General features: G+C 46.0%; 21 protein-coding genes, 1 tRNA gene and 5 pseudogenes. 10 read left to right on the top strand and 17 right to left on the bottom strand.

Annotation, left to right across the window (positions count from 1 at the left end):
* Positions 1-78 precede the first annotated feature (78 nt).
* From ACLJQJ_RS00410 to ACLJQJ_RS00400, 3 genes and pseudogenes are all read right to left on the bottom strand, one after another.
* Positions 79-1,653 (bottom strand): EAL domain-containing protein, encoded by a 1,575-nt coding sequence (locus tag ACLJQJ_RS00410; RefSeq protein WP_074182091.1) that lies wholly within the window; start codon positions 1,651-1,653, stop codon positions 79-81.
* 501 nt (positions 1,654-2,154) lie between these two features.
* Positions 2,155-2,455: pseudogene (locus ACLJQJ_RS00405) on the bottom strand (hypothetical protein).
* The gene (locus ACLJQJ_RS00400) at positions 2,428-3,162 is read right to left on the bottom strand and encodes a transcriptional regulator (protein WP_023195648.1); all 735 of its coding nucleotides are present in this window, start codon (positions 3,160-3,162) and stop codon (positions 2,428-2,430) included. The pseudogene ACLJQJ_RS00405 and the gene ACLJQJ_RS00400 overlap by 28 nt, the downstream one beginning before the upstream one ends.
* A gap of 663 nt (positions 3,163-3,825) precedes the next feature.
* Here ACLJQJ_RS00400 and ACLJQJ_RS00395 point away from each other — a divergent pair.
* The 5 genes from ACLJQJ_RS00395 (at position 3,826) to stbE (ending at position 9,784) form a co-directional block, all read left to right on the top strand.
* On the top strand, positions 3,826-4,362 hold the full coding sequence (locus tag ACLJQJ_RS00395; RefSeq protein WP_000062035.1) for a fimbrial protein: 537 nt from the start codon (positions 3,826-3,828) through the stop codon (positions 4,360-4,362).
* Positions 4,363-4,423: 61 nt separating this feature from the next.
* Positions 4,424-5,185, top strand: a complete 762-nt coding sequence (gene stbB / locus ACLJQJ_RS00390) for a fimbrial biogenesis chaperone StbB (protein ID WP_063809053.1) — start codon at positions 4,424-4,426, stop codon at positions 5,183-5,185.
* On the top strand, positions 5,169-7,730 hold the full coding sequence (locus ACLJQJ_RS00385) for a fimbrial outer membrane usher protein (RefSeq protein ID WP_063809052.1): 2,562 nt from the start codon (positions 5,169-5,171) through the stop codon (positions 7,728-7,730). Before stbB ends, ACLJQJ_RS00385 begins: the two co-directional genes overlap by 17 nt.
* A gap of 4 nt (positions 7,731-7,734) precedes the next feature.
* Positions 7,735-9,060 carry a fimbrial usher protein StbD gene (gene stbD / locus ACLJQJ_RS00380; protein ID WP_000899090.1) on the top strand — a complete coding sequence of 442 codons (1,326 nt, stop codon included), beginning with the start codon at positions 7,735-7,737 and terminating at the stop codon, positions 9,058-9,060.
* A complete protein-coding gene (stbE, locus tag ACLJQJ_RS00375) occupies positions 9,026-9,784 on the top strand; it encodes a fimbrial biogenesis chaperone StbE (protein WP_063809051.1) in 759 nt (252 codons plus the stop codon). Before stbD ends, stbE begins: the two co-directional genes overlap by 35 nt.
* A 46-nt stretch (positions 9,785-9,830) precedes the next feature.
* Here the strand turns inward: stbE and ACLJQJ_RS00370 are convergent, their stop codons facing one another.
* Entirely contained in the window at positions 9,831-10,229 is a 399-nt protein-coding gene (locus ACLJQJ_RS00370; RefSeq protein WP_023259676.1) for a hypothetical protein, read from the bottom strand.
* A gap of 691 nt (positions 10,230-10,920) precedes the next feature.
* On the opposite strand from ACLJQJ_RS00370, the pseudogene ACLJQJ_RS00365 reads away from it, so the two are divergent.
* Positions 10,921-11,193, top strand: a pseudogene (locus ACLJQJ_RS00365) (cytoplasmic protein).
* Here the strand turns inward: ACLJQJ_RS00365 and ACLJQJ_RS00360 are convergent.
* The 9 genes and pseudogenes from ACLJQJ_RS00360 to ACLJQJ_RS00320 all read right to left on the bottom strand — a co-directional run.
* Positions 11,138-12,103, bottom strand: a complete 966-nt coding sequence (locus ACLJQJ_RS00360; RefSeq protein ID WP_058821337.1) for a LysR family transcriptional regulator — start codon at positions 12,101-12,103, stop codon at positions 11,138-11,140. The pseudogene ACLJQJ_RS00365 and the gene ACLJQJ_RS00360 sit on opposite strands and share 56 nt — an antisense overlap.
* 33 nt (positions 12,104-12,136) lie before the next feature.
* A complete protein-coding gene (locus ACLJQJ_RS00355; RefSeq protein ID WP_000105592.1) occupies positions 12,137-13,051 on the bottom strand; it encodes an alpha/beta fold hydrolase in 915 nt (304 codons plus the stop codon).
* Positions 13,051-13,929 (bottom strand): fumarylacetoacetate hydrolase family protein, encoded by an 879-nt coding sequence (locus ACLJQJ_RS00350; RefSeq protein ID WP_000780210.1) that lies wholly within the window; start codon positions 13,927-13,929, stop codon positions 13,051-13,053. Before ACLJQJ_RS00350 ends, ACLJQJ_RS00355 begins: the two co-directional genes overlap by 1 nt.
* A gap of 14 nt (positions 13,930-13,943) precedes the next feature.
* Positions 13,944-14,570 (bottom strand): 3-isopropylmalate dehydratase small subunit, encoded by a 627-nt coding sequence (gene leuD / locus ACLJQJ_RS00345; RefSeq protein WP_063809050.1) that lies wholly within the window; start codon positions 14,568-14,570, stop codon positions 13,944-13,946.
* Position 14,571: 1 nt separating this feature from the next.
* Positions 14,572-15,993, bottom strand: coding sequence for a 3-isopropylmalate dehydratase large subunit (leuC, locus tag ACLJQJ_RS00340; RefSeq protein WP_001274861.1), 1,422 nt, complete (start codon positions 15,991-15,993; stop codon positions 14,572-14,574).
* 131 nt (positions 15,994-16,124) lie between these two features.
* Positions 16,125-17,363: an MFS transporter gene (locus ACLJQJ_RS00335; protein ID WP_077909702.1), complete on the bottom strand. Its 1,239-nt coding sequence runs from the start codon at positions 17,361-17,363 to the stop codon at positions 16,125-16,127.
* 341 nt (positions 17,364-17,704) lie between these two features.
* Positions 17,705-18,028, bottom strand: coding sequence for a DUF1889 family protein (locus ACLJQJ_RS00330; RefSeq protein ID WP_001573898.1), 324 nt, complete (start codon positions 18,026-18,028; stop codon positions 17,705-17,707).
* A 109-nt stretch (positions 18,029-18,137) separates the two neighbouring features.
* A complete protein-coding gene (locus ACLJQJ_RS00325; protein ID WP_071604630.1) occupies positions 18,138-18,209 on the bottom strand; it encodes a hypothetical protein in 72 nt (23 codons plus the stop codon).
* A gap of 4 nt (positions 18,210-18,213) precedes the next feature.
* Positions 18,214-18,579, bottom strand: a pseudogene (locus ACLJQJ_RS00320) (diol dehydratase reactivase ATPase-like domain-containing protein); the annotation flags it as partial.
* A 109-nt stretch (positions 18,580-18,688) separates the two neighbouring features.
* Here ACLJQJ_RS00320 and ACLJQJ_RS00315 point away from each other — a divergent pair.
* Positions 18,689-19,357 (top strand): annotated as a pseudogene (locus ACLJQJ_RS00315) (IS3 family transposase); the annotation flags it as partial.
* Between the two features lie 17 nt (positions 19,358-19,374).
* Here ACLJQJ_RS00315 and ACLJQJ_RS00310 read toward each other — a convergent pair.
* A pseudogene (locus ACLJQJ_RS00310) lies at positions 19,375-19,629 on the bottom strand (Arm DNA-binding domain-containing protein); the annotation flags it as partial.
* Positions 19,630-19,792: 163 nt separating this feature from the next.
* Positions 19,793-19,904, bottom strand: a tRNA-Ser gene (locus ACLJQJ_RS00305).
* A gap of 25 nt (positions 19,905-19,929) precedes the next feature.
* On the opposite strand from ACLJQJ_RS00305, the gene ACLJQJ_RS00300 reads away from it, so the two are divergent.
* The 3 genes from ACLJQJ_RS00300 to ACLJQJ_RS00290 are packed head-to-tail and all read left to right on the top strand — an operon-like array spanning position 19,930 to position 22,117.
* Positions 19,930-21,003: a site-specific integrase gene (locus ACLJQJ_RS00300; protein ID WP_001396517.1), complete on the top strand. Its 1,074-nt coding sequence runs from the start codon at positions 19,930-19,932 to the stop codon at positions 21,001-21,003.
* A gap of 9 nt (positions 21,004-21,012) precedes the next feature.
* Entirely contained in the window at positions 21,013-21,903 is an 891-nt protein-coding gene (locus ACLJQJ_RS00295) for a hypothetical protein (protein WP_063809049.1), read from the top strand.
* Positions 21,890-22,117, top strand: coding sequence for an antitoxin VbhA family protein (locus ACLJQJ_RS00290; protein WP_063809048.1), 228 nt, complete (start codon positions 21,890-21,892; stop codon positions 22,115-22,117). The genes ACLJQJ_RS00295 and ACLJQJ_RS00290 overlap by 14 nt, the downstream gene beginning before the upstream one ends.
* Before the next feature lie 21 nt (positions 22,118-22,138).
* Here the strand turns inward: ACLJQJ_RS00290 and ACLJQJ_RS00285 are convergent, their stop codons facing one another.
* Positions 22,139-22,351, bottom strand: a complete 213-nt coding sequence (locus ACLJQJ_RS00285; protein ID WP_001460380.1) for a hypothetical protein — start codon at positions 22,349-22,351, stop codon at positions 22,139-22,141.
* A gap of 69 nt (positions 22,352-22,420) precedes the next feature.
* Positions 22,421-23,815, bottom strand: coding sequence for a P-type conjugative transfer protein TrbL (gene trbL, locus ACLJQJ_RS00280; RefSeq protein ID WP_063809047.1), 1,395 nt, complete (start codon positions 23,813-23,815; stop codon positions 22,421-22,423).

Genomic DNA, 23,815 nt, shown 5'->3' with positions numbered 1-23,815 from the left:
ATCACGTTTCTTCACGGCATAAACATATTACCAGGATATATCGCGCTATTGAATTTTTTTCCGTAGCGAGCTCCTGTATTATTCAGCCACCAGGCCACTCGCAGATTCGTTTTCCCCCTTGAGCAGACCATTTTGCCTCTGGGCCGACTTGCCAAGCCAGCTCATAAAGTCATTAGCCTCCATCGGCCTGGCATAAAGAAATCCCTGAACGAATCCTACCCCGTGGCTTAAGATATAACGCAATTGGTGCTGGGTACTGACCCCTTCGGCAACCACATTGAGCCCCAGTCGCTGACTCAGCGTAATGATAGTATCCAGGACAGGAACATCATTGCTGCTGGTATCAATGGTATCGATAAACGTTCTGTCTATTTTAAGAGAGTCTACAGGTAATTGTTGGAGATAGGAGAGTGAGCAATAGCCGGTCCCAAAATCATCAATCGCTATTAACACGCCTTTTTCACGGAGCGTTGAAAGTTTTTCTGCGACCTGTGAAGGTTCTACAATCAGGCTACGCTCGGTGAGCTCCAACATAAGCGTTATCGTTCCCAAACGAGTCCTGAGCGCCTCTATATCTTGTATAAAACCGTCATCCATAAGATGCGCAGGCGATATATTTACGCTGATATAGAAATCATCCGGTACAGTCCAGTTTATCACGTCATGAGCAATCAGTTCGAACAGATGACGAGAGAGTGGAATAATCATGCCTTCATTTTCTGCGGCGGTAATAAAAATATCCGGGGTTATAAAACGGCCATCCGGTTGCGGCCAGCGCATTAGCGCCTCCACGCCGCCGCAACTACCGTGTTTAACATTAAAAACAGGTTGATAATGTACCGTAAACTCATTGTGCGTTATTCCCCTGGCAATCTCCCGGGCCAGAGATAAACGTTTTAAATACCAGCGCCTGTAGAACAACATCATCCCTACAGAAAGACACAATGACAGCGGAACAAAAATAAAAAGGTTTTGTAACCAGTATGCCGATAACGTTGAGAAAGGGGTTCGCACCATCAGCTGGATAGTGTGATCGGTTGAGGTGAAGCGCTGCGTTAAAAACGCCTTACCGCGCAACGTCGCAGCGCTGGTAATCGCCTCCCCTGCGCCGAATGTCAGGCTAAAGGCTGATGCTCTCTCTGCAGCCAATATCTCTATGAGCTCCTGGACATACTGCGAATCCACAATGACGAAAGCCGCTTTATTCGCTGCTACTTTTTTCACATAAACCACAACAAGGCGATCGGGTCCTTCGGCCATACTACCGATAGATCGCAACCACCGTTCCGGATAAGAAGCAGGTAAAGAAAGCCCTGCCAGCCGGGAAAAATGATAGCGTTCGGTTCCTGTGACAAAGGAGCAAGTGATATCACCATTTTCCAGAAACCCAATGTCACGTACATAAGGAGTGAAGGCCCGCGTTCTGGACAGTTCTTTCAGCGTATCAGTGCAGGAACTCTCAGCCAGTCTGGCGGCTTTTCCGGCGACTTGCCAGGAGGCGGCAGATATATCCGCGCTAAACCGCAGCAGCGTATTGGCGCTGACGGCGATATCTCGTTTTAGCTGGAAGATACCCGCGAGTAACCCCACCAATATCATTACGATCAGTGGAACGGCAATAAACAACATCAGAAATAGCTTTCTTACTTTCAAATCATTGCCCTCTTACCGGCCTTCCTTTTGCCACTGTACGCTTTTATAGGATAACTAAAGTAACATTAATATAGAAAAGCAATATTGAGAGATAGGTTATACGTTCTTAATGATAGCAAGATGGCACTCCCTGTGCCGAAAATAGACAAGAAAATATCAATACCCAACAGGTGCAGGATACTATCGTTAAAATAAGCGATAGCAGATATCTAAATTCAATATGTTAGCCAGATGCCAGGTTCGCTGCCTGATGAGGCATAACCATCACGGAACGAATTCCCATCAATACAGGGATTATTGGCTACAACTCAACGTTACTACTGGTGGTACACACATTATACAAATGTCGATTAAGCGAAAACATGTAGGTATTTTTCCCAATTTTGACCATCTTTAACTCATTAATCGTACCAGGCTGTAACAGTCTCAACCAGGAAAACAAATCGCCAGCAGTATCAGACTCAAAAGTCTTAACTGAATTGACTTTAAAAGTATATGTTTTCATACCCGTTCTGCGCAGTTTGCTGATGCAGATATCACGAAAAAAAAGCCGTTTCTCTTTCGTATCGGTAGTAACATCGTAGTGTAGGGTAATCCTGCCGGATTTAAGATCCAGCACAAGTCCACCATCCATGTACAATTTTCGTGGTTCAATATACGCTTCTGATTTTGTCGTGCATATAAGATTATTGGTTCTATAAGAGTCACGATTTACCCACTCAAGCGCTATTACCGATCCGATTGCGACAATGGCGATAAATATTACAAATATAATCAGTAACGTTCTTTTACTGTAATACATTTTGGCACCGCCATTTCAACAGGATTTAAGCATTGCAGAAAAATATTCATGTTAGGCTCCCTGATATAATAAAGATGGCGTCCATTTTGCCGGTAAATTTTAATTTTTAGAGAGTTAAAAGCAAAAACTACTTCACTTAATGTGACCTTATCCTCTTTTGTTTTATAGATTGCATAATCGTTATATTCGCCAAGATATGTAAAAAAACTATCAGGGCTGTTACGAACAGGCGCTTTATATATAGTAAATACACCATAGAGCAATGCCAAAAGAATGGCTCCTGTTAATACCACAAATACGCTGTGACGTTTAATTTTGTAAAATATGTTCTCCCGAGTCGGGGTGCCTTTAACGTTTTCATCACTCACCTTTAGGGAGGTGATTTTTTTTATAGGTTCAATGGCAACAGACAGCGACACCCCCACCCGAGGGCGAGTTACGATATCAGATGGCTGTAGACCGATGCTACTAAAATCATTTCTCATTTGATTAATGAGTTTATAGTAACTTGATTCTGAGACGCAGCCTCCACGATTTTCCCAAACAAAATGAATAATATCTTCTTTTTTGTAAAGACCATGCCAAAAAGCAAGAAGCAGATGGGTCTCAGCTTCTGATATTCTGATTATCTCATTACCATGCGATAAGGTCATCTTCGTACTATCAAATACAACACGCTTATCAAGTAAAAATATGCTTTCATTCATGACAATCCTAAAGGTAACTGCATCCATCATTCAGACGACATATTATCATGCTCAAAAAAGAATTCAGCCCCCTAATTAACCTGAGTTTAACTTATAAGTCTCACTTATAGTAAACAATAATTGACACAAGTATTACCTGCACATTACAAATCAAACAGTTATAGGCAAATCTGAACACTTCTCTTTACCTTAACGCAAACTCAGGAAACTTCTGAAAGGCCAAAAGTAAGAAAAAAGTAAGACTAATTATACTGTTTCAGAAGCACATTTCAGAAAATTTACCTTAATCTCACCATCGTATTATCCATCGGGAGGTTTAACTGATGCGGATTTTACATAGCAAAAATGTGCAGGTTTGTATTGCAACATAGTCTATCTATTCAGACGCGGAGAGAATTGTTATCGGATTACACTCAATCAAATGATAACACTATCAGTTGTACTAATGAGATGCATGGACGAAAGCGCTTATCGCTCTATTTCATGATAAGAGAAATAAGTCTGTTTGTTTTATATCGCATTATCAATAGTCAGGAGGGTATAGCTCACATCCAAAAATAGAGTTAATGATCGTTATTTTTACCACTCCTCCATAAGCACGAAACATTCGGGCGAATTGCACTCGTCCTGAAAAAGTAAAGATTAATACAGGAACATTATCATATGTCTATGAAAAAATATTTAGCAATGATCACAGGCTCACTTCTTGTCTCCAGCAGCGCGATGGCTGTTTCTGATAACACCATCACCTTTCAAGGGGAAGTCTCTGATGAAACATGCTCTGTCGTGATTAATGGTAATCAGGCTAAACCCGTCGTGTTATTACCAACAGTAAGTACTAAAGATTTATCAGAACAAGGGAAAACCGCGGGGCCAATAACGTTTGATATTGGGCTGTCCGGGTGTACCGGCTCTCAGGACAAAACAACAAAAATTTCCACTGTCTTTGTCGGTAATCAGGTCACCAGTAACGGTAACCTGGGTAATACTGGCAGCGCGAAAAATGTTGAAGTCCAATTACTCGACACTTCAGGGGAGCCAATCAATCTGACCGGCGGCTTTACTGGCGACGGCGACCTACAGCTGGAACCAAATGCTTCTGAAGCGAGCGCGACTTATACCGCGCGGTATTACTCTACCGGGAAAGCAGAGGCTGGGACAGTCGCTGCCACCCTTCAATACGCCGTTTCGTATAAATAATTGTCGCTACGGTCTGGCGTTGAAACGCCAGACCATTTTCAATCGCCAGGGAGTTGTTGAGATGAAAATGGATACCCGACATTCCGCATTATATTACTTAATAGTTTTTCTATTGCTGGCCCTACCCGCCACAGCATCGTGGGCGAGCGTTACTATTTTGGGTAGCCGAATAATTTACCCATCAACAGCCTCCTCCGTAGATGTGCAGTTAAAAAATAATGATGCAATACCTTATATCGTACAAACCTGGTTTGACGATGGCGATATGAATACCAGCCCGGAAAATAGCAGCGCGATGCCGTTCATTGCCACGCCGCCGGTATTTCGTATTCAACCCAAAGTAGGCCAGGTGGTACGTGTAATTTATAACAACACGAAAAAATTGCCGCAGGATCGTGAGTCAGTATTCTGGTTTAACGTATTACAGGTACCACCAACGAATATTGGCAGCGACGGCGGGCAAAATAAAATGTTGGTGATGCTGCGCTCAAGAATAAAACTTTTCTATCGTCCTGACGGGCTAGGTAAACCTGATAATCTGGCGAAAAAACTACAGATTAAAACGGTAAATAAGGGTTCCGGAAAAAGCGGTATTGTTATTGTTAATCCGCAGCCCTGGTTTGCCTCTTTAAGTAACCTGAATGTAAAAGTGAACGGCGCTTCGTATAACCTGGATGCTGACATGATTGCCCCTTTTTCCAGTCAAACCTGGTGGCTGCCGGGCAAACGGTCACTCAAATCCTTCTCCGGTACAGTCACCGTTACTTTGGTTAACGACCTGGGCGCAAGGATAAGCGAGAGCTACGATGTCCCCCACCATTAATTTGAACCGCAAAAGCCTTGCGCTATTGATCGCCATAGTTTGCTCAGGCTCCGCGCAGGGTGAAGAGTATTATTTTGATCCTGCGCTACTTCAGGGGGCCACTTACGGACAAAATATTGCCCGTTTTAATGAACAGCAAACGCCTTCCGGAGACTATCTTGCCGACGTTTACGTTAATGGCACGCTGGTAACAGCGAGCACTAATATTCGATTTGATGCTGTAAAAGAGGGTCAACAGACGGAACCCTGCCTGCCCTTATCGGTGATGAAAGCGGCACAGATAAAATCACTCCCCGCGACCGGCGCTGCGACCGAGTGTCGCCCGCTCAGGGAGTGGGTACCTCATGCCGGCTGGCAATTTGATAGCGCCACACTTCGCCTGTTGCTGACGATTCCAATGACCGAACTTACGCACAAACCGCGCGGTTATATCTCCCCTTCAGAGTGGGATAGCGGCGCGCTGGCGCTGTTTTTACGCCATAACACAAACTGGACCCACACCGAAAATACCGACAGCCATTATCGCTACCAATACTTATGGAGCGGTTTAAACATGGGCGTTAACCTCGGACTTTGGCAGGTCCGTCATCAAAGTAATCTGCGCTATGCCAATAGCAACCAGAGCGGAAGCGCCTGGCGCTATAATAGCGTTCGAACCTGGGTGCAAAGACCTGTCGCGTCTATTAACAGTATTCTGTCGCTGGGCGATAGCTATACGGACTCCAGCTTATTCGGCAGTCTGTCTTTTAACGGAGCTAAACTAGTCACCGACGAGCGGATGCGCCCGCAGGGCAAACGCGGTTATGCGCCGGAAGTTCGGGGCGTAGCGGCCAGTAGCGCGCACGTGGTAGTAAAACAACTGGGGAAAGTGATTTATGAAACCAACGTTCCGCCGGGCCCATTTTATATTGACGATCTGTACAACACCCGTTATCAAGGCGATCTGGAGGTAGAGGTTATCGAGGCCAGCGGTAAAACCTCACGTTTCACCGTGCCTTATTCTTCCGTGCCGGATTCGGTACGTCCCGGTAACTGGCACTATTCGCTGGCCTTCGGCAGGGTCCGTCAGTACTACGATATTGAAAATCGTTTCTTTGAGGGAACGTTCCAGCACGGCGTTAATAACACCATTACCCTCAACCTCGGTTCACGAATTGCGCAGCGTTACCAGGCATGGCTGGCGGGCGGTGTCTGGGCCACCGGTATGGGCGCGTTCGGCCTTAACGCCACCTGGTCGAATGCGCGCGCAGAGCATAACGATCGCCAGCAAGGCTGGCGCGCGGAACTCAGTTACAGCAAAACGTTTACCACCGGCACTAACCTGGTACTGGCGGCTTATCGTTATTCAACCAACGGCTTTCGCGATCTTCAGGACGTGCTCGGCGTACGCCGGGAAGCAAAAACGGGGATTGATTACTACTCCGACACGCTGCATCAGCGCAATCGCCTGTCCGCGACGGTAAGCCAGCCGTTAGGACGGCTTGGCACGCTTAACCTCAGCGCCAGCACCGCAGACTACTACAATAACCAATCGCGTATAACACAGCTACAAATGGGATATAGCAACCAGTGGCGGAATATAAGCTACGGGGTGAATATCGCACGACAGCGCACCACCTGGGATTACGATCGCTTTTATCACGGCGTTAACGAACCACTGGACGTGAGTAGCCGACAAAAATATACCGAAACCACAATGTCGTTTAATGTCTCTATACCGCTGGATTGGGGCGAAAACAGAACGTCTGTCGCCATGAATTATAACCAGTCCAGTCAAAGCCGTTCCTCAACCGTATCCATGACCGGCAGTAGCGGTGAAAACAGCGACCTGTCATGGTCGGTTTATGGCGGCTACGAGCGTTATCGCAATAGTAATAGCGATAGCAGCGCGCCAACGACGTTTGGCGGTAATCTACAACAAAACACCCGGTTTGGCGCACTTCGCGCCAACTATGACCAGGGTGATAACTATCGTCAGGAAGGGCTGGGCGCGTCCGGCACCCTGGTACTTCACCCTGGCGGTCTGACGGCTGGCCCCTATACCAGCGATACCTTTGCGCTTATTCATGCCGATGGCGCGCAGGGCGCGATCGTACAAAATGGCCAGGGCGCTGTGGTTGATCGCTTTGGTTACGCCATTCTGCCTTCGTTATCTCCTTACCGCGTCAATAACGTTACGCTCGACACCCGTAAGATGCGCAGCGATGCCGAACTGACGGGAGGAAGTCAGCAGATTGTGCCCTATGCCGGCGCCATCGCGCGTGTCAATTTCGCCACTATCAGCGGCAAAGCGGTGCTGATCTCCGTGAAGATGCCGGATGGCGGCATACCGCCAATGGGCGCTGATGTTTTCAACGGTGAAGGCACAAACATCGGCATGGTCGGCCAGAGTGGGCAGATTTATGCCCGTATCGCCCATCCGTCGGGTTCTCTACTGGTGCGCTGGGGAACAGGGGCAAACCAGCGTTGCCGGGTTGCCTACCAACTCGATCTTCACACCAAAGAACCGTTTCTCTATCTGAACAAAATCTGCGAGAAGGAATAGCACAATGCTTTTTAGTTTCCGAACGCTATTGTTTATCACCAGCCTGTTCGTCAGCGCCGGAACATGGTCGTCATGTATCAAAGTCACCGATAAGAGCGCGCTCTCTGACGCGGCGATAAAAGCGGGCTACACGGCGCAAAACTGGATCGGCGCAACTGACACGAATACCGGTAATATCGGTTTGCCAACGGTGATTAGCATCAGTAATAGTGAAACATTTCAACCCTCCGGCACACTATTGGCCAGTGGGATCGGTAACTTCCTGACGGCTGCCACCGGCACGCCCTATTCCAGTAAACAGGTACTTTACCGCTGCGATTCCGCCGATGCCGGGAAGCTCTATGAGATGTATTCGACAAATGGCGATAGCGCTTTTGCGGGGGCATTTTTTACTCCCGAAGTAGAAGGCGCTTATTATGATGTGGAGCGTAATGTTGCTGTCCGTATGACAAACCTCAGTACCGGCGAATATTACAGCCGTTTCTGGAAAGAACGCCAACTTACCGCAGACAGTTGGTTTCAGGATGACAAATATATTTATATTCCTGCCAGCGCGTTTAGCAACGTGCTATATGAGATGTTTAAAATTGACTCAAGAAAATATTTTGCCTACCAGAATCCAATGGACCGAGATACCTGGACGCAGCCTCGGGGTTATATCGCGTTTAAAGGCCCAGGCTTGATTACCGAGCGGATCAAAGCGGGACTGGATCATGCCAGCGATTATTATGGCTGGCCCAGCTATTGGCCCGGGGCATGGAGTACATATAATAGCGTCACCTATGTTCGCGGCGCGTTATGTAAAATCACAGATTATCCTGCGATCGTGAAAATTCCCCCTGTCGCCGTCGGCATATTAGCCGCCGGAGGCAATAGCCAGGCGCCTTTCCACGTCAGCCTGGAATGTGAGTCCGGCGCAGTGTCCAGTGCCCTCCCGTCCACCAGCGCCGCTAATGTCGCAATGGGGTTTGTCGTTAATCAACCCACCGCCGTGGCGGCGGCGCGTCGCCTGGGGCTAACCACATCCGCAGGCGGTCTGTCGTGGCTACTGGACACCCATTATGGCGAACCTGGCGTAGCTTCCGGAGTGGGTATCCGCATCTATAACGATGCCGGTACGCCGATTAACCTGTTACCCGATCGGATCAAGACAGGCACTGGCAACGCCCGAGGCTGGTATGGCTATAAAGATTTAACCACACGGGTATCATCCGGTTCAGTAGAAACCTACAGCGGTGATTTTACTGCCTCGCTTGAGGCGATCGGCGGACAAACAGTAACGGCAGGAAGCGTGAATGCGCAATTACAGGCAGTGGTTAGTTTTCAGTAAAGTCATATTAACGCTACTTGGGTTGACGGGATGGTATGGCCCGGCACAAGCCGCCGTTAATATTGACAGAACCCGAATTATTTTTGCTTCAGATGAGGTCGCTCAATCGTTGACATTATCCAACGATAATACAACGCCGATGCTGTTACAGGTATGGACCGACGCCGGAAACATTGACGCCTCTCCGGATAACAGCAAAACGCCGCTAGTGGCGCTGCCGCCGGTATTTAAAATGCAGCCAGGAGAACTGAGAACGCTTCGCCTGCTCCTGAGTTCCCGCCAGCAGCTTGCAACGGACCGGGAGAGTCTCTTCTGGCTAAACATTTATCAGATACCGCCACTCCCCCATGACATTAAAAACCACCCGCGAAAACTGGTATTACCGCTTCGTTTGCGACTAAAAATTTTAATTCGCCCGACCGGATTAAAAGCGCCAACGGAAGCGGAGGAGAAAAAATTACGCTTTATTGCTAAAGAGAATACTATACGGATAGTTAACCCCACCTCGTGGTATATGAGTTTAACGTTAACGATGGATAACAAGAAAAGTATCGGCGATATCATGGTTGCGCCGAAAACAGCACTTGATGTGCCGCTAACACGCTCGCCAACGCCGGGAGCATCGATAAATTATGCAGTAATCAATGACTCCGGGAACTGGCGACAATATACCGCCATACTGGAAAAATATATTAGTGAGAATGATTTTACTCCTGAGTTTTGATGGGAAATATTCAGGGATACGATCGTATCCCTGAGGCAAGCCAGACTCAGCATGTACCATTGTCAAAAATAGCATTAAGCTGATATTTTACTTTTTGCACGGTATCTTTGTTCTGTTGAGTTCCCTTCTCCTCAACAGACATATCCCATACGTTTTTATTATCTGATTCAATTAATGTGTAGGACGTATTATTATTACGCATCATATAACCACGAAAATTATTTTCGATGCCCGTTGTCACAGGCTTAGCACCCCCTGAAATAACAGACTCCGTCTCTTTATTGAAAAGCTGATATTGAATATTTGCGCAGTTTAAATCACAGGGGGAACATTTAAGATTTAAAACAAGCAGTATCGTGTTATTTTCAAAAACAAGGGCATAATGATTGCTGGCAGATGAACATAACGGGAATAGCGCGAGAAGGAGAATTATTATCAATTTCATATACTTATATAGACTCCATCAAAGAAAACTTTCATTTCACCCCCCTGAGAATAGCGAAAGGCATACCATGCAGAACGAATACTTTGCGGACTGACGTCCTCATAGACATTTATACCATGCTCAGCAAGTATGCGAGAAAGAAAATGAGAAGATTGTTATGACAGAAAAGGTTGTAACGATAACAGGAACAATACCTGTTTCATATTCATTTAATTAATAATATTAATTTTCTATTTCATCTTTGGTAATACCCCTAATGGATTTTCCGCCTATAATGCTGCACAGGTAGCTGCTTCTCTTTTGCTGTGAGAAAACATTACATTGGTATAACTAATGAGAATGAGCAGAGGCATTAAGTCACGTAATATTGCGTTTCCTCTGTTAAGGCTTTTGTGTGAAAAGAGCATTACTTTTAGTCAGTCAGGTAGCATTACATAAGCATAACTAAATTTGAGAAAACCTCGAAAAATCAGCATATTGAATTGATGTATGGTATTGTTTTTTAAAAGGATTTTAATTGCCAACCTGCGATAATACGCTTAAGATGAACACATATCTATTGAGCTAAAGTAGTCGCTCAATCAATCTGATTGTTATGGAGTGAGTGTGTGATACTTACAATGCCATCCAGCCGATACCAATAGAATCCTCAACCTCCGATAATCGTCACCCAAAAATCAGGAGATAAAATATGACGTTAAAACCAAGTGAGAAATCCGGTAATAATGGAGGTATCTATGTGGAGGTTGGGCCGCGTGGTGGGATAAAAGATAACTTCGCCACGATAGCGGAAACAAAACCGCGCCACCAACGCAACGCCCTAAAAGCTACTGGGTGCTGGCAAAAAGAACACCTAACAGTAAACGTAAGTCAGAGCATCTGGCGCCACGACAGTTAGCGCCGACTGATCACAGTACGCCCGGTGCTTTACCGCCTGGCAAGCATTGTGCAAGATGCTCCGTGAGGAAATCAATGCAGATTTTGATACGATCAGAACTTGATGAACGCCGGGTATATACAGCCCAAATATTCGCTTCCTGATACCACTGAGGCAACACGCGAACCAGCTCACCTCGTTCAATATACTGCGCAACATCCCATTCCGACCGCAATGTAATGCCATGGCCTTTCAGGGCCCAAATAAGCACCACACTGCCGCTGTTGGAAGAATGAAAACCGTTTAGTCGGCAATGTGTCTGCTGCTTACCGTCCGTTAATATCCAATTGCCAAATGCCGAGTTTTTTTCCTGAATCATTAGGCAATCGTGCTGCACAAGCGCACTAACAGACTCTGGCTTGCCGTGGCGTTCGAGGTATTCAGGGGAAGCACACAGGATCCGTCGATTAGTGGCTAACTGCCGTGCGATATACAATTCGTTGATATCATCCCCAACGCGAATTTCAATATCGACTCCCTCTTCCACCAGATCCACTTCACGATCCGTTAGCGTGAGTTTTACCGTAATATCAGGATAGGCGATCATAAATGACGACAGCGCCTCTGCGACATATTTATGCCCAAAACCAAATGAGCAGTTGATGGTGATATTACCAGCCAACACACCACGTTGATTATCCAGACGACTGACAAAACCATCCATTTCACTGACGACCTGCATAGCCCCACACAGCGCATTTTCGCCTTCCGGTGTGAGACGCATCACTCTGTTATTTCGAAAAAAAAGCCGGGCGTTGAGACATTTTTCAAGGATAGCGATACGTTTGCTGATATAGGAGGGAGATAACCCCAGTTCCAGCGCTGCCCGGGCAAATCCACCGTTGCGAGCAACGGTGACAAAAACGAAAAGATCTTCAACAGAAGGCCAGCCCTCAAGGGGCTGGCGATGTTTTTTTCCTACAGGTGTCGTTTTCATAGCATCAGTGCGAAGTTGCAAAGGATGACCGAGTTATAACACTGAATGTAAAAAGGACTGAAGTTTCTGGATAAAGTACTCAGGACACTCTTCCTGCGGGGAGTGTCCGCAAGGCAATGCTTCCCCCTGAACGTTTAGCGCCTTTTCTTTCCAGGTACCAACCACATCATATAGTTGCCCTACCGTTCCCAGCCCTCCCCACAGCAACTGTAACGGACACCGGATACGCGCCGACGTATCTGCGGCATCATCGTCCAAATCAATCGTCGCAGCAGCCCGGTAGTCCTCACAGATCGCGTGGATCATCTCAGGGTTCTGGTAACAGCGCAGGTATTCATTGAATGCTTCCTGCGAGGTCGCGCCCTCTATTTTTAGCTGGCCAGAAATATGCTTACGCAGAAAAAATGCCGGATCGTGCGCAATCATCGTTTCGGGTAACGGGAAAGGTTGAATCAGGAAAAACCACCAAAAGTAACGCGTAGCAAAGGATTTATCGGTCAAGGCGTACATCGTCGCGGTTGGAGCAATGTCGATAAAAGTACAACAGGTCACACGATCCGGATAATCCAGCGCGAGCCTGTGTCCTACGCGTCCGCCACGATCATGCCCTACGAAGGCAAAACGGGAAAAGCCGAGCGCGTCCATTAACATGACGATATCCTGCGCCATGGTGCGCTTTGAATAGGTACGGTGCGCCGGATCGCTCGTTGGTTTATCGCTGTCGCCATAGCCACGCAAATCCGGCAAAATGACTGTATGATTTTGCGCCAATGTCGGTGCGACTTTCCGCCATGTTGTATGATTCTGCGGATGCCCATGTAGCAGTACCAAAGGTGAACCGCTGCCTCCGATAGCCACTCTTACCGTCAGACCATTTTCCAGACGAACATCCTTGAGCGCAAACCCCGGAATAAACGGAGAGGCGCCGCATTCAATCAGTGTACTCATCACTTTCTCCCATCATGCCAGCTAACAGATGATGTTAAATAACGGCTATCCCGGACGACATTACGCAGGGTTCCAATATGTTCAATCTCAACTTCAATAACATCACCATCGTGTAAAAACAGCGGTGGAACGCGTTTTTTGCCCACTCCACCAGGCGACCCTGTGAGGATCGTGTCGCCAGGGGAAAGCAGAGTAAAGGTGCTTATATAAGCAATGAGTGAAGCGATAGGATGGATCATATTTGCCGTAGATTCGTTCTGCACCTCCCGCCCGTTTAGTCGTGTCAGTAAACGTAGCATCTGGGGATCGGGAATGTCGTCTGTGGTCACCAGACACGGACCGAATGATCCTGTCGAAGGCCAGTTTTTTCCAGCCGTAAACCAGCTATGCTGCCAGTCCCTCACTGAACCATCCATATAGCAGCTGTATCCGGCGACATAATCTAAAGCATCCTCAGCGCTGACCCGGGAGCATCGCCGCCCAATCACTACGGCTAATTCACCTTCGTAGTCGAACTCATTGGTATTTTCAGGCTTCAGCAGCAGGCCATTATGCCCGGTCTGAGAATCCGCAAAGCGGACAAAAAGGGTTGGGGCCGGGTTGGTTTCATTAAACTCAATACGCTTATCGGCGTAATTCATTCCGACACAGATGATCTTCTGCGGATCGTCAATCACCGGCAGAAAAGTGACTTCCTGGTAGTAATAATCCGCCGGCTCATCACACCATAACGCCGCATCCGTCAGCGCATTAGCGCACAGTAGAGATTTCAAAGTGGGATATTTGTCGCCAAGCCGCTGCGAGAGATCAATTATTCCGGTTTCCTGCATAATGCCGTAGCGTTTGCCACCGTTCACAAGATATTGAACCAGTTTCATTGCAGTCTTCTTCCTTAACCGCGCGGAGATGCAGGGCGTTTTAACCACGGCCGCCGTGAATAATGCGCAACCTCAAAATTTTCAATCTCCGGCAAGTATTGCAATGTCCAGGCTATCGCATCTTCGCCTGCGGCCAGCATCGCCCGTTTGAGTTCACTGATCACAAAGGAGATCGTTTCCTCTGCCGTCGTAATTTCGCAGCGATCGAGTGAAACAGTGATAGAATTGGTATCAGCACTCGCGGCAAGCTGCGCCAGGCGCGCCAAAGCAGGTTCATCTAATGAGACCGTGAGGATCCCGTTGCGTTGGCAGTTATCATCGAAAATGCCTGCAAATGTGCTACCTATCAGCCCCCGTATTCCCAGTTGTTTTAATCCCCATACGGCGTGTTCACGACTCGATCCACAGCCAAAATTGGGGCCAACCAGCAGGAATGTCGCGCTCTGCCAGCCCGGCATGTTCAGAATAAAATCAGGATTTGGTTGGCCGCCAGCCATAAAGCGACGATCGAAAAACACCCCTTTATCCAGCCCCTGGCGATCGCTCCCTTTCAGGAACTGTTTTGGCATAATCACATCAGTGTCGATATTCGGTTCCAGCATCGGCGCAATTCGCCCGCTGATTTGCTTAAACGTATCCATCTTATTCCCCTGCCTGAAGTAATGACCGAACATCGACCAGATGCCCCGCTACCGCCGCCGCCGCAACCATCGCCGGGCTCATCAAATGCGTTCTTGCTCCAGCGCCCTGTCGTCCAGGGAAATTACGGTTCGTACCTGATGCACAGCGATCGCCGGGCGACAACACATCTTCATTCATCGCAAGGCACATTGAGCAACCCGACTGCCGCCATTCAAAACCGGCAGCAATAAAGATTTTCGCCAGTCCTTCTTCTTCCGCCTGGCGTCTTACCATTGTTGAACCAGGCACAATGATCCCGCGAACATGGCTGGCGATTTTGCGCCCTTCAAGCACCTTCGCAACGGCACGCAAATCCTCAATGCGACCATTTGTGCATGAACCAATAAAAGCGTGAGAGATACGAATATCTTTCAGCAACATGCCAGCCGTTAATCCCATGTAATGAAGGGCCTTCTCAAGCGCCAGGCGTTTAAGCGGATTGGTTTCCTGTTCCGGGAAAGGGACACGTCCGGTGATGGAACCTGTTTGATCCGGACTGATTCCCCAGGTGACTTTAGGCTCAAGATCATGGCAGTTGATCGCCACCGTCTTATCAAATACCGCATCAGCATCGCTGCTCAACTGTGACCATTCCAGCAATGCCTGCTGCCAGAGTTCACCTACAGGCATTTGCGGTTTACCGTAGATATAGTCAAAAACCTTTTTATCCGGCGCAATAATGGCACCACGCGCCCCCGCTTCTACCGCCATGTTGCAGAGCGTCATTCGTCCTTCAACGCTCAACGCGCTGATGGCCTCACCCACAAATTCAATGGCATATCCCGTCGCGCCATCAGCGCCAATACGTTCAAGCAATTCAAGAACAATATCTTTTGCGGAACAGGCGAAAGGTAGCTCTCCCTGAACACTTACGCGCATGGTTTTGAGCTTGCGGTAAACCAGCGTCTGCGTGGCCAGCAGATGTTCAATTTCCGACGTCCCGATACCAAAGCCCAGCGCGCCAAATGCACCGTAGGTTGTCGTGTGACTATCCCCGGCGGCGATCACCATGCCAGGCATCACTAGCCCTTGTTCATGAGCAACCACGTGTTCAATCCCCTGACGCGGATCCAGCACATCAAATAATGTGATGCCAAAGTCAGCGGCATTTTCCCGAAAGTAATCAACCTGTAGCTGTCCTCCCGGATCGGTCATTAAGACATCCCGTTGCGACCGCGTGGGATTAACATGGTCAATATTCAATAAAAACGTGTCGGGGTGCCGAACGGTGCGACCGCGTTCTCTTAACCCGCTAAATGCCTGCGGGCTGGTATATTCATTCAGTATTGAACGATCAATATAAAGTAAAACATGTCCTTCGTTATCAAGTTCACGAATGGTATGTGACTCAACTAATTTTTCATACAGCGTTTTAGCAGACATATATATTCCTGGAGCAACGAATATCCGGGTAGCCAAATATTCACAATTTAAGCTTTTAGCTATAGTGACACATTAATGAAAAAATGATGATTCCATTATGGAAAGTATAAAAACACACTTCGTGTCTATAATCAGAAACTCTCCTGAACTGACTGTTTTTTGATTTGCGGTTGTTTCTCATATTTTGCGAAAATAAACCGGCAGATAAATAATCCTATCCCCAGCATCATCAGACATGATGCCGCAATAGCATTCCATCCCTGCCAGGAGAAAAGATACCCGTTTAAATACCCCATTACTGCACCGCCAGAGTAGTAGCAAAGCAGATAAAACGATGTCGCCTGTCCTTTTGCGTTTGGACTCCGTGAACTGACCCAGGCTAATACGGTGGAATGAGCAGAGAAAAATGCGACTGACAGTAAAACGATACCTGAAATGAAAACCCACAGAGAAGGGGCGATTAGCGTGAGAAATGCACCGACCATCATACAGATGATCAGCATACTGAGCGCATTCATCGACCCAATATTCAACGCGACACGGGCAGCATATGGCGCAAGAAAAAAAGTTAATGAGAAGCTAACTGGAATCAAACCTATCCAGGTGTAGCTCAGCTCATAAGGCGGTCGATGCAGGTAAAACGCCAGAAAATTAAAGATGGACGTAAAAGAGCCGAAAAGAATAAATCCAATGACAAAACATAATGATACGCGGATATTCTTAAAATGTTCCAACCCGCCTTTCAACACTGCACCAAGCTGTAGTGAAGGTGTAGGAACAAACTGTCGGGATGTCGGGAGAAACAACTTCACCGCGAGTGCCATAGCAATCAGAACACCACCGAAGATAAAGAAAATCGTATCTATAGATACATGCTCCATCATCAAAGTTGCAAACACACGACCAGACATACTCCCTAGCGAATTGCCAAAAATAAAATATCCAGTAACAATCCCTGCCAAAGCAGGAGAGACTTCTTCACTGATATAGACTGTAACGGCCGCCGTAATACCACTTACTGCAATGCCGAGCAAAGCGCGGTATACCACCAGCATCGGCCATGATGATGCAGTTGCGCACAGTAGAGTTAAAATACCTCCTGCCAGCAACGAATAAAAAATGATTGGCTTTCGCCCAAAACGGTCAGATAACGTGCCGCTAAATAACATGGCTAATGCCAGAAACCCCACCTCAGCAGACAAAATCATCCCTACCTGATTCAATGGGATATTATAAACCTCACTTAACTTTGGTAATAAAGCCTGGATTGAATATAAAGAAGCTAACTCTGCCAAACCCGCCAGAGGTAATATCATTAAAACAGGCAAGTACTTACCTATTGTCTCTTCAATATTATTTTTCATACACAATGTTCCGTAAAAGATCCTGATTGCCATCTGCCTGTTTGCCAACAAACATCCGTGTATACAATATTTATCTTTTACGTTTGCAGAATTGACAGCGTTCACATTTTATTTTTCTTAATAGAGACAAAATGGAATCAAGTGTTTTATGAAATGTAGATCATCTAAGAATGACGCGGTAATGGCAACGTAGTAAGTTATGAACTATATATTTATTCAATAAATATATAGACATTAATTTGACGAAAAGAAATGAATCGGCAGTCCAAAACTGTCACTGGCAACCCCTTCTGGACGCCGCCATCCTTAGATGGAAACGTCCGTTAGCGTTTTATTCGATAGTCAGCTCACACGAGTTCTTTGAGCTGCTCCTGCATATAGGTCGAAAAATACTCTGGGTTTTTGATAAGGATGCGGTTACCGGAGGCGACTTTTTCTGCCCATCCGGCCACTTTTTTCGTGAACTCAGGATTCCATCCCTCCTGCTCACCCCGTGCCATCACAACTTCCGGACTCGCTGGCACACCTAAGTCATGCAAATACTTTAGAATTCCCTTAGCGGTGCTTTCATCCATTGAATGGGGCACTGACGCCGAAGTATTCATACCACCAATAAAATCCAAGGCTTTTTCAATTGCTGTTGGCATGCTCTTATCCTTAAAATTAACCACGTGAGAGACACCTTGATACTATGTACCCAACTCCGCCGGGATATCAAAGAGAACATCGCCTTTCTTTGACTTACCCCGCAGCTAAACGCTTTCGCGGCTATTTTCTGCACTATTTTTTGGCTTCTCCGGCTAAAACCAGCCCGGTCGCCACCGCATTGCGCGGGCCTTCAGTACCACGGATATTACCCTGCCCGGCGACAACGCTGTACTACGCCATCGTTATTGATAATGGCGGCATCGGTGGATCCTGCGCCTAAATCGAGGATCGCCAGCGGAGCGGCGCATCCAGGCGTCGTTAACGCGCCAGCCACAGCCATGTTGGCTTCCACACCACCGACTTCAACTGGGGTATTTAACCGGGCGCTTAGCTCGCTGGCGATAGCCTGCATCTGTAAGCGATCGGATTTCACCATCGCCGCAATGCCAACGGCGTTTTCCATTGAACATTCCCCGGCAATGCCACCCTGCACCGCGCGGGGAATAAACGTATCCACCGCCAGAAGATCCTGGATATGCACGGCGTTCATGTCATGACCGGTCAGCGAGGCCATTGATCTTACCCAGCAATAGTGGACACGCGACTAAGTGAGTAAACTCACAAGTAAGAAGTGACTCACATGACAAAACCAGCATCAACCACCAAAAAGCCACGCAAGCAGCACACGCCTGACGGATGAGCTTCGTGCTCAGGGTTACCAGTTCAACGTGAAAACCGTGGCGGCCAGTCTGCGTCGGCAGGGGCTGCGGGCGAAAGCCTCGCGCCGGTTCCGTCCGGTCAGTTACCGCAAACATGATCTGCCAGTCTCAGAGAATCTGCTGAAGCAGGACTTTTACGCCAGCGGCCCGAATCAGAAGTGGGTGGGTGACATTACGTATCTTCGCACTGGTGAAGGCTAGCTTTATCTGGCCGTGGTTATCGATCTGTGGTCGCGGTCAGTCATTGGCTGGTCGATGTCCTCGCGGATGACAGCACAGCTTGCCTGCGATGTGTTACAGATGGCGCTGTGGCGGCGTAAATGTCCGGAAAATGTCATCGTGCATACAGACAGAGGCGGTCAGTACTGTTCAACGGATTATCAGAGCTTACTGAAACGCCATAATCTGCGGGGAAGTATGAGCGCCAGAGGTTGTTGTTACGACAATGCCTGTGCGGAAAGCTTCTTCCATACGCTGAAGGTGGAATGTATCCACGGAGAGGACTTTGTCAGCCGGGAAATAATGCGGACAGCAGTGTTTAATTATAGTGAGTGTGATTACAATCGGTGGCGTCGTCACAGTGCCTGTGGCGGTCTCAGTCCGGAACAATTTGAAAACCAGAACCTCGCTTAGGGTTGTGCCCATATTACGCGGGTAGGATCACAGTTCTTTCCTTCTGCCACAAGTTTTCGGGCATCATCACGACGAGAACTGGCATCTGCAAGTGTGATCGTCGGATACACACCCAGCGAGATCATTTTTGGCTTACCGGCAAAACGATAACGGAACCGCCAGCTCTTGCTTCCATTAGGTTCAATTAGCAATGACAACCCTTGCCCATCTCCGAGTGTATAGGCTTTAGTTTCAGGCTTAGCGCGGCGAATCTGCATATCGTTTAAAGGCATGTGGATAGGAATCCAAGACCGAACAGGAACATATACACAATCCTATACACATTCAGTGTCGGATTCTACTGGATGGTTACGGACGGTGATGGACAAAAAAGCAATAAAGTCGTTATAAATCAGTGTATTTATGGATGAATACGGACGTTTGAGGAACTTGAGATGGTGCCGATAATAGGAGTCGAACCTACGACCTTCGCATTACGAATGCGTAAATTGATCTTGTAAAATCAATACCTATCGAATTTAAATGGATTTTTTGCCACAATATTGCCACAGTTCGTTAGGAATCAGACAGAAATGGCGACTATACGCAAACGTGGTAACTACCAATGGGAAGCTCAAATCCGTAAACGTGGTTTTCCCTCTCAAACCAAAACCTTTAACACCAAAGTAGAAGCAGAAGCTTGGGCCAAAATGATCGAGTCAGAAATGGCGAGAGGAGTTTGGCTTAGCCGCAGCGAAGCGGAATCTACGACATTGTATGAAGCCCTAACGCGATATGAAAAAGAGATTGTTCCCGACAAAAAAGGGGCAGTGCAAGACCGATCATTGGTGCGGATACTAAAAGGCACTCAGCTGGCGAAAAACTATATGGCCAGCATCAGGAGTGCCGATGTCGCCAAGCTGAGAGATGAATGGTTGAAAATCTATGCTCCTGCAACCGTTTTAAGGCGTTTGGCCTTACTTTCTCATGTATTCAATGTTTCGCGGAAAGAATGGGGCATGGAGAGCCTGCTGAACCCCGTAGAGGCCATTCGCAAACCCCAACCCAAGAACTCCAGGACCAGACGCCTGGAAGCGCTGCCTGTAGTTTCTGAGAAAACCGGTGTTACGTCAGGAAAGCAAATAGCCAACGAGATCGAACATATCATCGCCGCAACACATTCATTAGTATTGCCAGCAATCATTCTTCTGGCGTTAGAGACAGCCATGCGCCGTAGCGAAATCGCAGAGCTTCGATGGCGCTTTATCGATCTTGATCGGCGAGTTGCACATCTGCCGGATACTAAGAATGGTAATGCCCGCGATGTCCCTTTATCAACGAAAGCCATTACGATACTGTCCAGTCTCAAGGAACATTCTAAGCCAGCTGCTGATAAGGTTTTTGATATGCGTGCAGACGCGATTACCCGAGCTTTTGACCGAGCTGTAAAACGAGCCAGAGAACGATACGAGAAAACAAACTCATTATGTGATGAATCTTTCCTTAAAGATTTAAGATTTCATGACCTTCGACATGAAGCAACTTCTCGACTTGCTGAAATTTTCCCTATGCATGAACTAACCAAAATTACAGGACATAAAGATCCAAGAATGCTAATGCGGTATTATCATCCAAAAGCTGAAGATTTGGCGTTAAAGTTGAAATAAGGACGTTGTATGGATTATAAAAATAAGTTAGTTGATGCATCACCAAAATTAAACAACCCTCAACTATTGGCTATAATATACTTAATACCTTTTGGATACTTGATTGTAGAAAACCCATTATGGCTAGAAAATATATACATTGCCGCTCCAATTTTCCTATCATCTATAGCTTTATTAACCAGTGTATACATAGGATATCGTGATTTATTAAATAAAGTATTTAATAATGCAGTAGTTAAATGGGGCGTAACTGGCTTTACATATTCCGTATGCTTATGGATCGCAAAGTTTAAGCTTGACATAGCTTATGGTATAGTCCCAGAAAACCTTAATTACTCGACATTAGCTTATGCTTTCATGCTCTCATTTCCAATAGGGGCAATGATTTGTGCAATTACAGTCTATATATACATATTTTTGCGAGATGTATCCCCAGCAAAAATAGTAATATCCTCTATGATTTCAGTATATATTGGAAGCTTGGCTCAACATCATATACAGGTGAACAATCTTCCTGAAAAAATAATATTAATAGGACTTATAATTATGGTCCCCTATAACATGGTCAATTTAGCTAGTTCATTAGTTATTAAAAGGAAATTTAATTTTAATCGTTTAGTATCAGGCTTATCCCTTTTTGCTGTGTCAGTTGCTCTTTTTATTATTAGCATGACAGCAATGAAATACATTGAAAGATTTCAAGAAAAGTTTATTTTTCTCGATGCAAGAACATCTACGACATGTGGTAGCTCAGAAAGCAAATCTCTTTATATTGAAAAAAATGAAAATCAGTGTTATAAAATATCAGGAAATAAATTCTCGGAGTTAAGACTAACTCTTGTAGATAAAAACATCTCGAATATAAATAATAAAGGCACTTCAACTTATGAACAAAAATAACCCTGCTAATTCATTTTCTATAGAAGCAAGGAAAGAAGCTTTTCGGAGAGCTGAAGCCAGTCTTTTTTTATCAAGTAAAGATCCCAAAGGCTCCTCATTTTTTAATGAAATAAAAAGTAAGGTAATCAATGGAGAGCTAACCTATGAAGAGGCAAAGAGAGAAGTATTAAATTATCACATTGAACAATCTAAAAATCAAAATAAAAAAGGCTAACATTTAGTTAGCCTCTTCTCACTAGTGAGCTATTTTATAGTCCCTTAATGCATTTTTAAGTAACTCAGTTTGCACATCAGCATCATCATAATTATAAATTCCGGTAGCAGAATAATACTCTTCGATACATAGAATATTTATCAATGGTTCACAAATCTCTTTAATAAACTCCTTGTTGTTATCGGCAAAAATAATTTTTATTCCTTCCAAAACAAAGCTATTATAATCAGCCATTATCCACCTCCTTACAGGTGGTTAGTGGAAGCGTCAGTTAACGTTACCGCGCTAACTGACGCGCCTAAATCAAGATTTTTTACTGCCAGTTAAACTATCACCCTCAAACTCATCCTGTTCGTGGTTACTCTGACGATCGGCTGTGTGTTTACGTATTTGATTCGCTATTTCCCCACCAACGGTCTGTTGTGTTCGGATAGAATTAGTACTTCCCTTCATCATCTGATACTCCGCAGCTCCATTAGACAGTCCGCTCGCCATGTGAGAAGCCATGCGGCCAGCTCGTGAGAATGATGAAGCAAACCCTTGGCTTCCTCCGCTGAAGCTACCTGCATTGCTCCCTGCAGAAGAACCACCGGAACCGCCTGATGGTTGTCCTCCAGAAGTATCTACGGAACCGGTATCTTCCCCGCCGCCAAATCCTCCACCTGAACCACCTCTATCACCAGAACCAGATTCTTCGGCCATCGCCGCTTGTGCAGATTCAAATGCTGCTTTTAGAGCGGAAGCACCACCACTGACTTGAGCTGTAGCGCTCATTGCCATTGCCCCAGCGCCACTGATTGCAGTAGTAGCAGCGCCAGTAATCATACCTGCTCCAAAACCACCGATCCCTTGTAAGGACGCTCCTCCTACAACGCCTGATAACAACAACGGTAATTTATTCGTCAATACTAAAAGAATAATTGACGCCAGAAGTAAAACAATAAGACTATTAAGATCAGGAATATCATTTTTAATAATAGAAAAATACTGATCTATAAATGATTGCCCAATCCCAATAATTAATGTCATCGTAAATAACTGAACACCAATCGATAATACTGTGCGTAAGTAATTTATTGCTATATCAGAAGTCCATTTTGAGCCACCAAACCCAAGCAAAATAACTCCTGCATAACACAACACCCAAGCAGAAACTAACATTATTAGCATATTTATCGCGATAAGTGCCATTACTACTAATACTATTATCGCGACGGTTATCATAATGGTCGAAATCATTGGAGACCAAATTGATGCTGCTGAACTGACCTTTGTTAATATCACAAAAGCCATATCAACTATGCTGGAGGGTGAAATACCAGTACTTGTTCCTAAAGCATTTGCTGCAAGTTGTCTCATTGAGTTAATTATAGATTGTGATATGGCTGGGCCGTTGATTAAAAGATAATAAAAAAAACCAATCACGGCAAAAAAACGAACTATCTCTGCAAGTGCACTGGTTAAACCTTCCCCTTGCATCGCCAACATACCAAATGTCCAAGCCATACTTATTAATACCAGCCCCCAGAAGAGCCAATTTGCATAATCACCAATTACTAATGACCATGTGCTGGCTACTTGCTGAAACCTATCTAATAACGTATCAAGTAATCCGCTACTATCTAATTGACCAGCATAAGCATTTACAGAAAACAAAAAAATCATTCCCAAAAAAGTGAGTTTGCTTACTATTCTCAT

The sequence above is a fragment of the Salmonella sp. SAL04202 genome (assembly GCF_046550775.1).
In the GTDB taxonomy this organism is placed as follows: Bacteria; Pseudomonadota; Gammaproteobacteria; order Enterobacterales; family Enterobacteriaceae; genus Salmonella; species Salmonella enterica.
Note: the sequence above shows the minus strand (reverse complement) of the source record. Positions and strands in the feature narration are given on the sequence as shown.

Coding starts and splice junctions, on each gene's coding strand:
- ACLJQJ_RS00290 (WP_063809048.1), top strand. CDS start 21,890: ATGAACAAAAATAACCCTGCTAATTCATTTTCTATAGAAGCAAGGAAA.
- stbB (WP_063809053.1), top strand. CDS start 4,424: ATGAAAATGGATACCCGACATTCCGCATTATATTACTTAATAGTTTTT.
- ACLJQJ_RS00385 (WP_063809052.1), top strand. CDS start 5,169: ATGTCCCCCACCATTAATTTGAACCGCAAAAGCCTTGCGCTATTGATC.
- ACLJQJ_RS00355 (WP_000105592.1), bottom strand. CDS start 13,051: ATGAGTACACTGATTGAATGCGGCGCCTCTCCGTTTATTCCGGGGTTT.
- ACLJQJ_RS00360 (WP_058821337.1), bottom strand. CDS start 12,103: ATGAAAACGACACCTGTAGGAAAAAAACATCGCCAGCCCCTTGAGGGC.
- ACLJQJ_RS00300 (WP_001396517.1), top strand. CDS start 19,930: ATGGCGACTATACGCAAACGTGGTAACTACCAATGGGAAGCTCAAATC.
- trbL (WP_063809047.1), bottom strand. CDS start 23,815: ATGAGAATAGTAAGCAAACTCACTTTTTTGGGAATGATTTTTTTGTTT.
- ACLJQJ_RS00285 (WP_001460380.1), bottom strand. CDS start 22,351: ATGGCTGATTATAATAGCTTTGTTTTGGAAGGAATAAAAATTATTTTT.
- ACLJQJ_RS00350 (WP_000780210.1), bottom strand. CDS start 13,929: ATGAAACTGGTTCAATATCTTGTGAACGGTGGCAAACGCTACGGCATT.
- leuC (WP_001274861.1), bottom strand. CDS start 15,993: ATGTCTGCTAAAACGCTGTATGAAAAATTAGTTGAGTCACATACCATT.
- stbD (WP_000899090.1), top strand. CDS start 7,735: ATGCTTTTTAGTTTCCGAACGCTATTGTTTATCACCAGCCTGTTCGTC.
- ACLJQJ_RS00295 (WP_063809049.1), top strand. CDS start 21,013: ATGGATTATAAAAATAAGTTAGTTGATGCATCACCAAAATTAAACAAC.
- stbE (WP_063809051.1), top strand. CDS start 9,026: ATGCGCAATTACAGGCAGTGGTTAGTTTTCAGTAAAGTCATATTAACG.
- ACLJQJ_RS00370 (WP_023259676.1), bottom strand. CDS start 10,229: ATGAAATTGATAATAATTCTCCTTCTCGCGCTATTCCCGTTATGTTCA.
- leuD (WP_063809050.1), bottom strand. CDS start 14,570: ATGGATACGTTTAAGCAAATCAGCGGGCGAATTGCGCCGATGCTGGAA.
- ACLJQJ_RS00400 (WP_023195648.1), bottom strand. CDS start 3,162: ATGAATGAAAGCATATTTTTACTTGATAAGCGTGTTGTATTTGATAGT.
- ACLJQJ_RS00395 (WP_000062035.1), top strand. CDS start 3,826: ATGTCTATGAAAAAATATTTAGCAATGATCACAGGCTCACTTCTTGTC.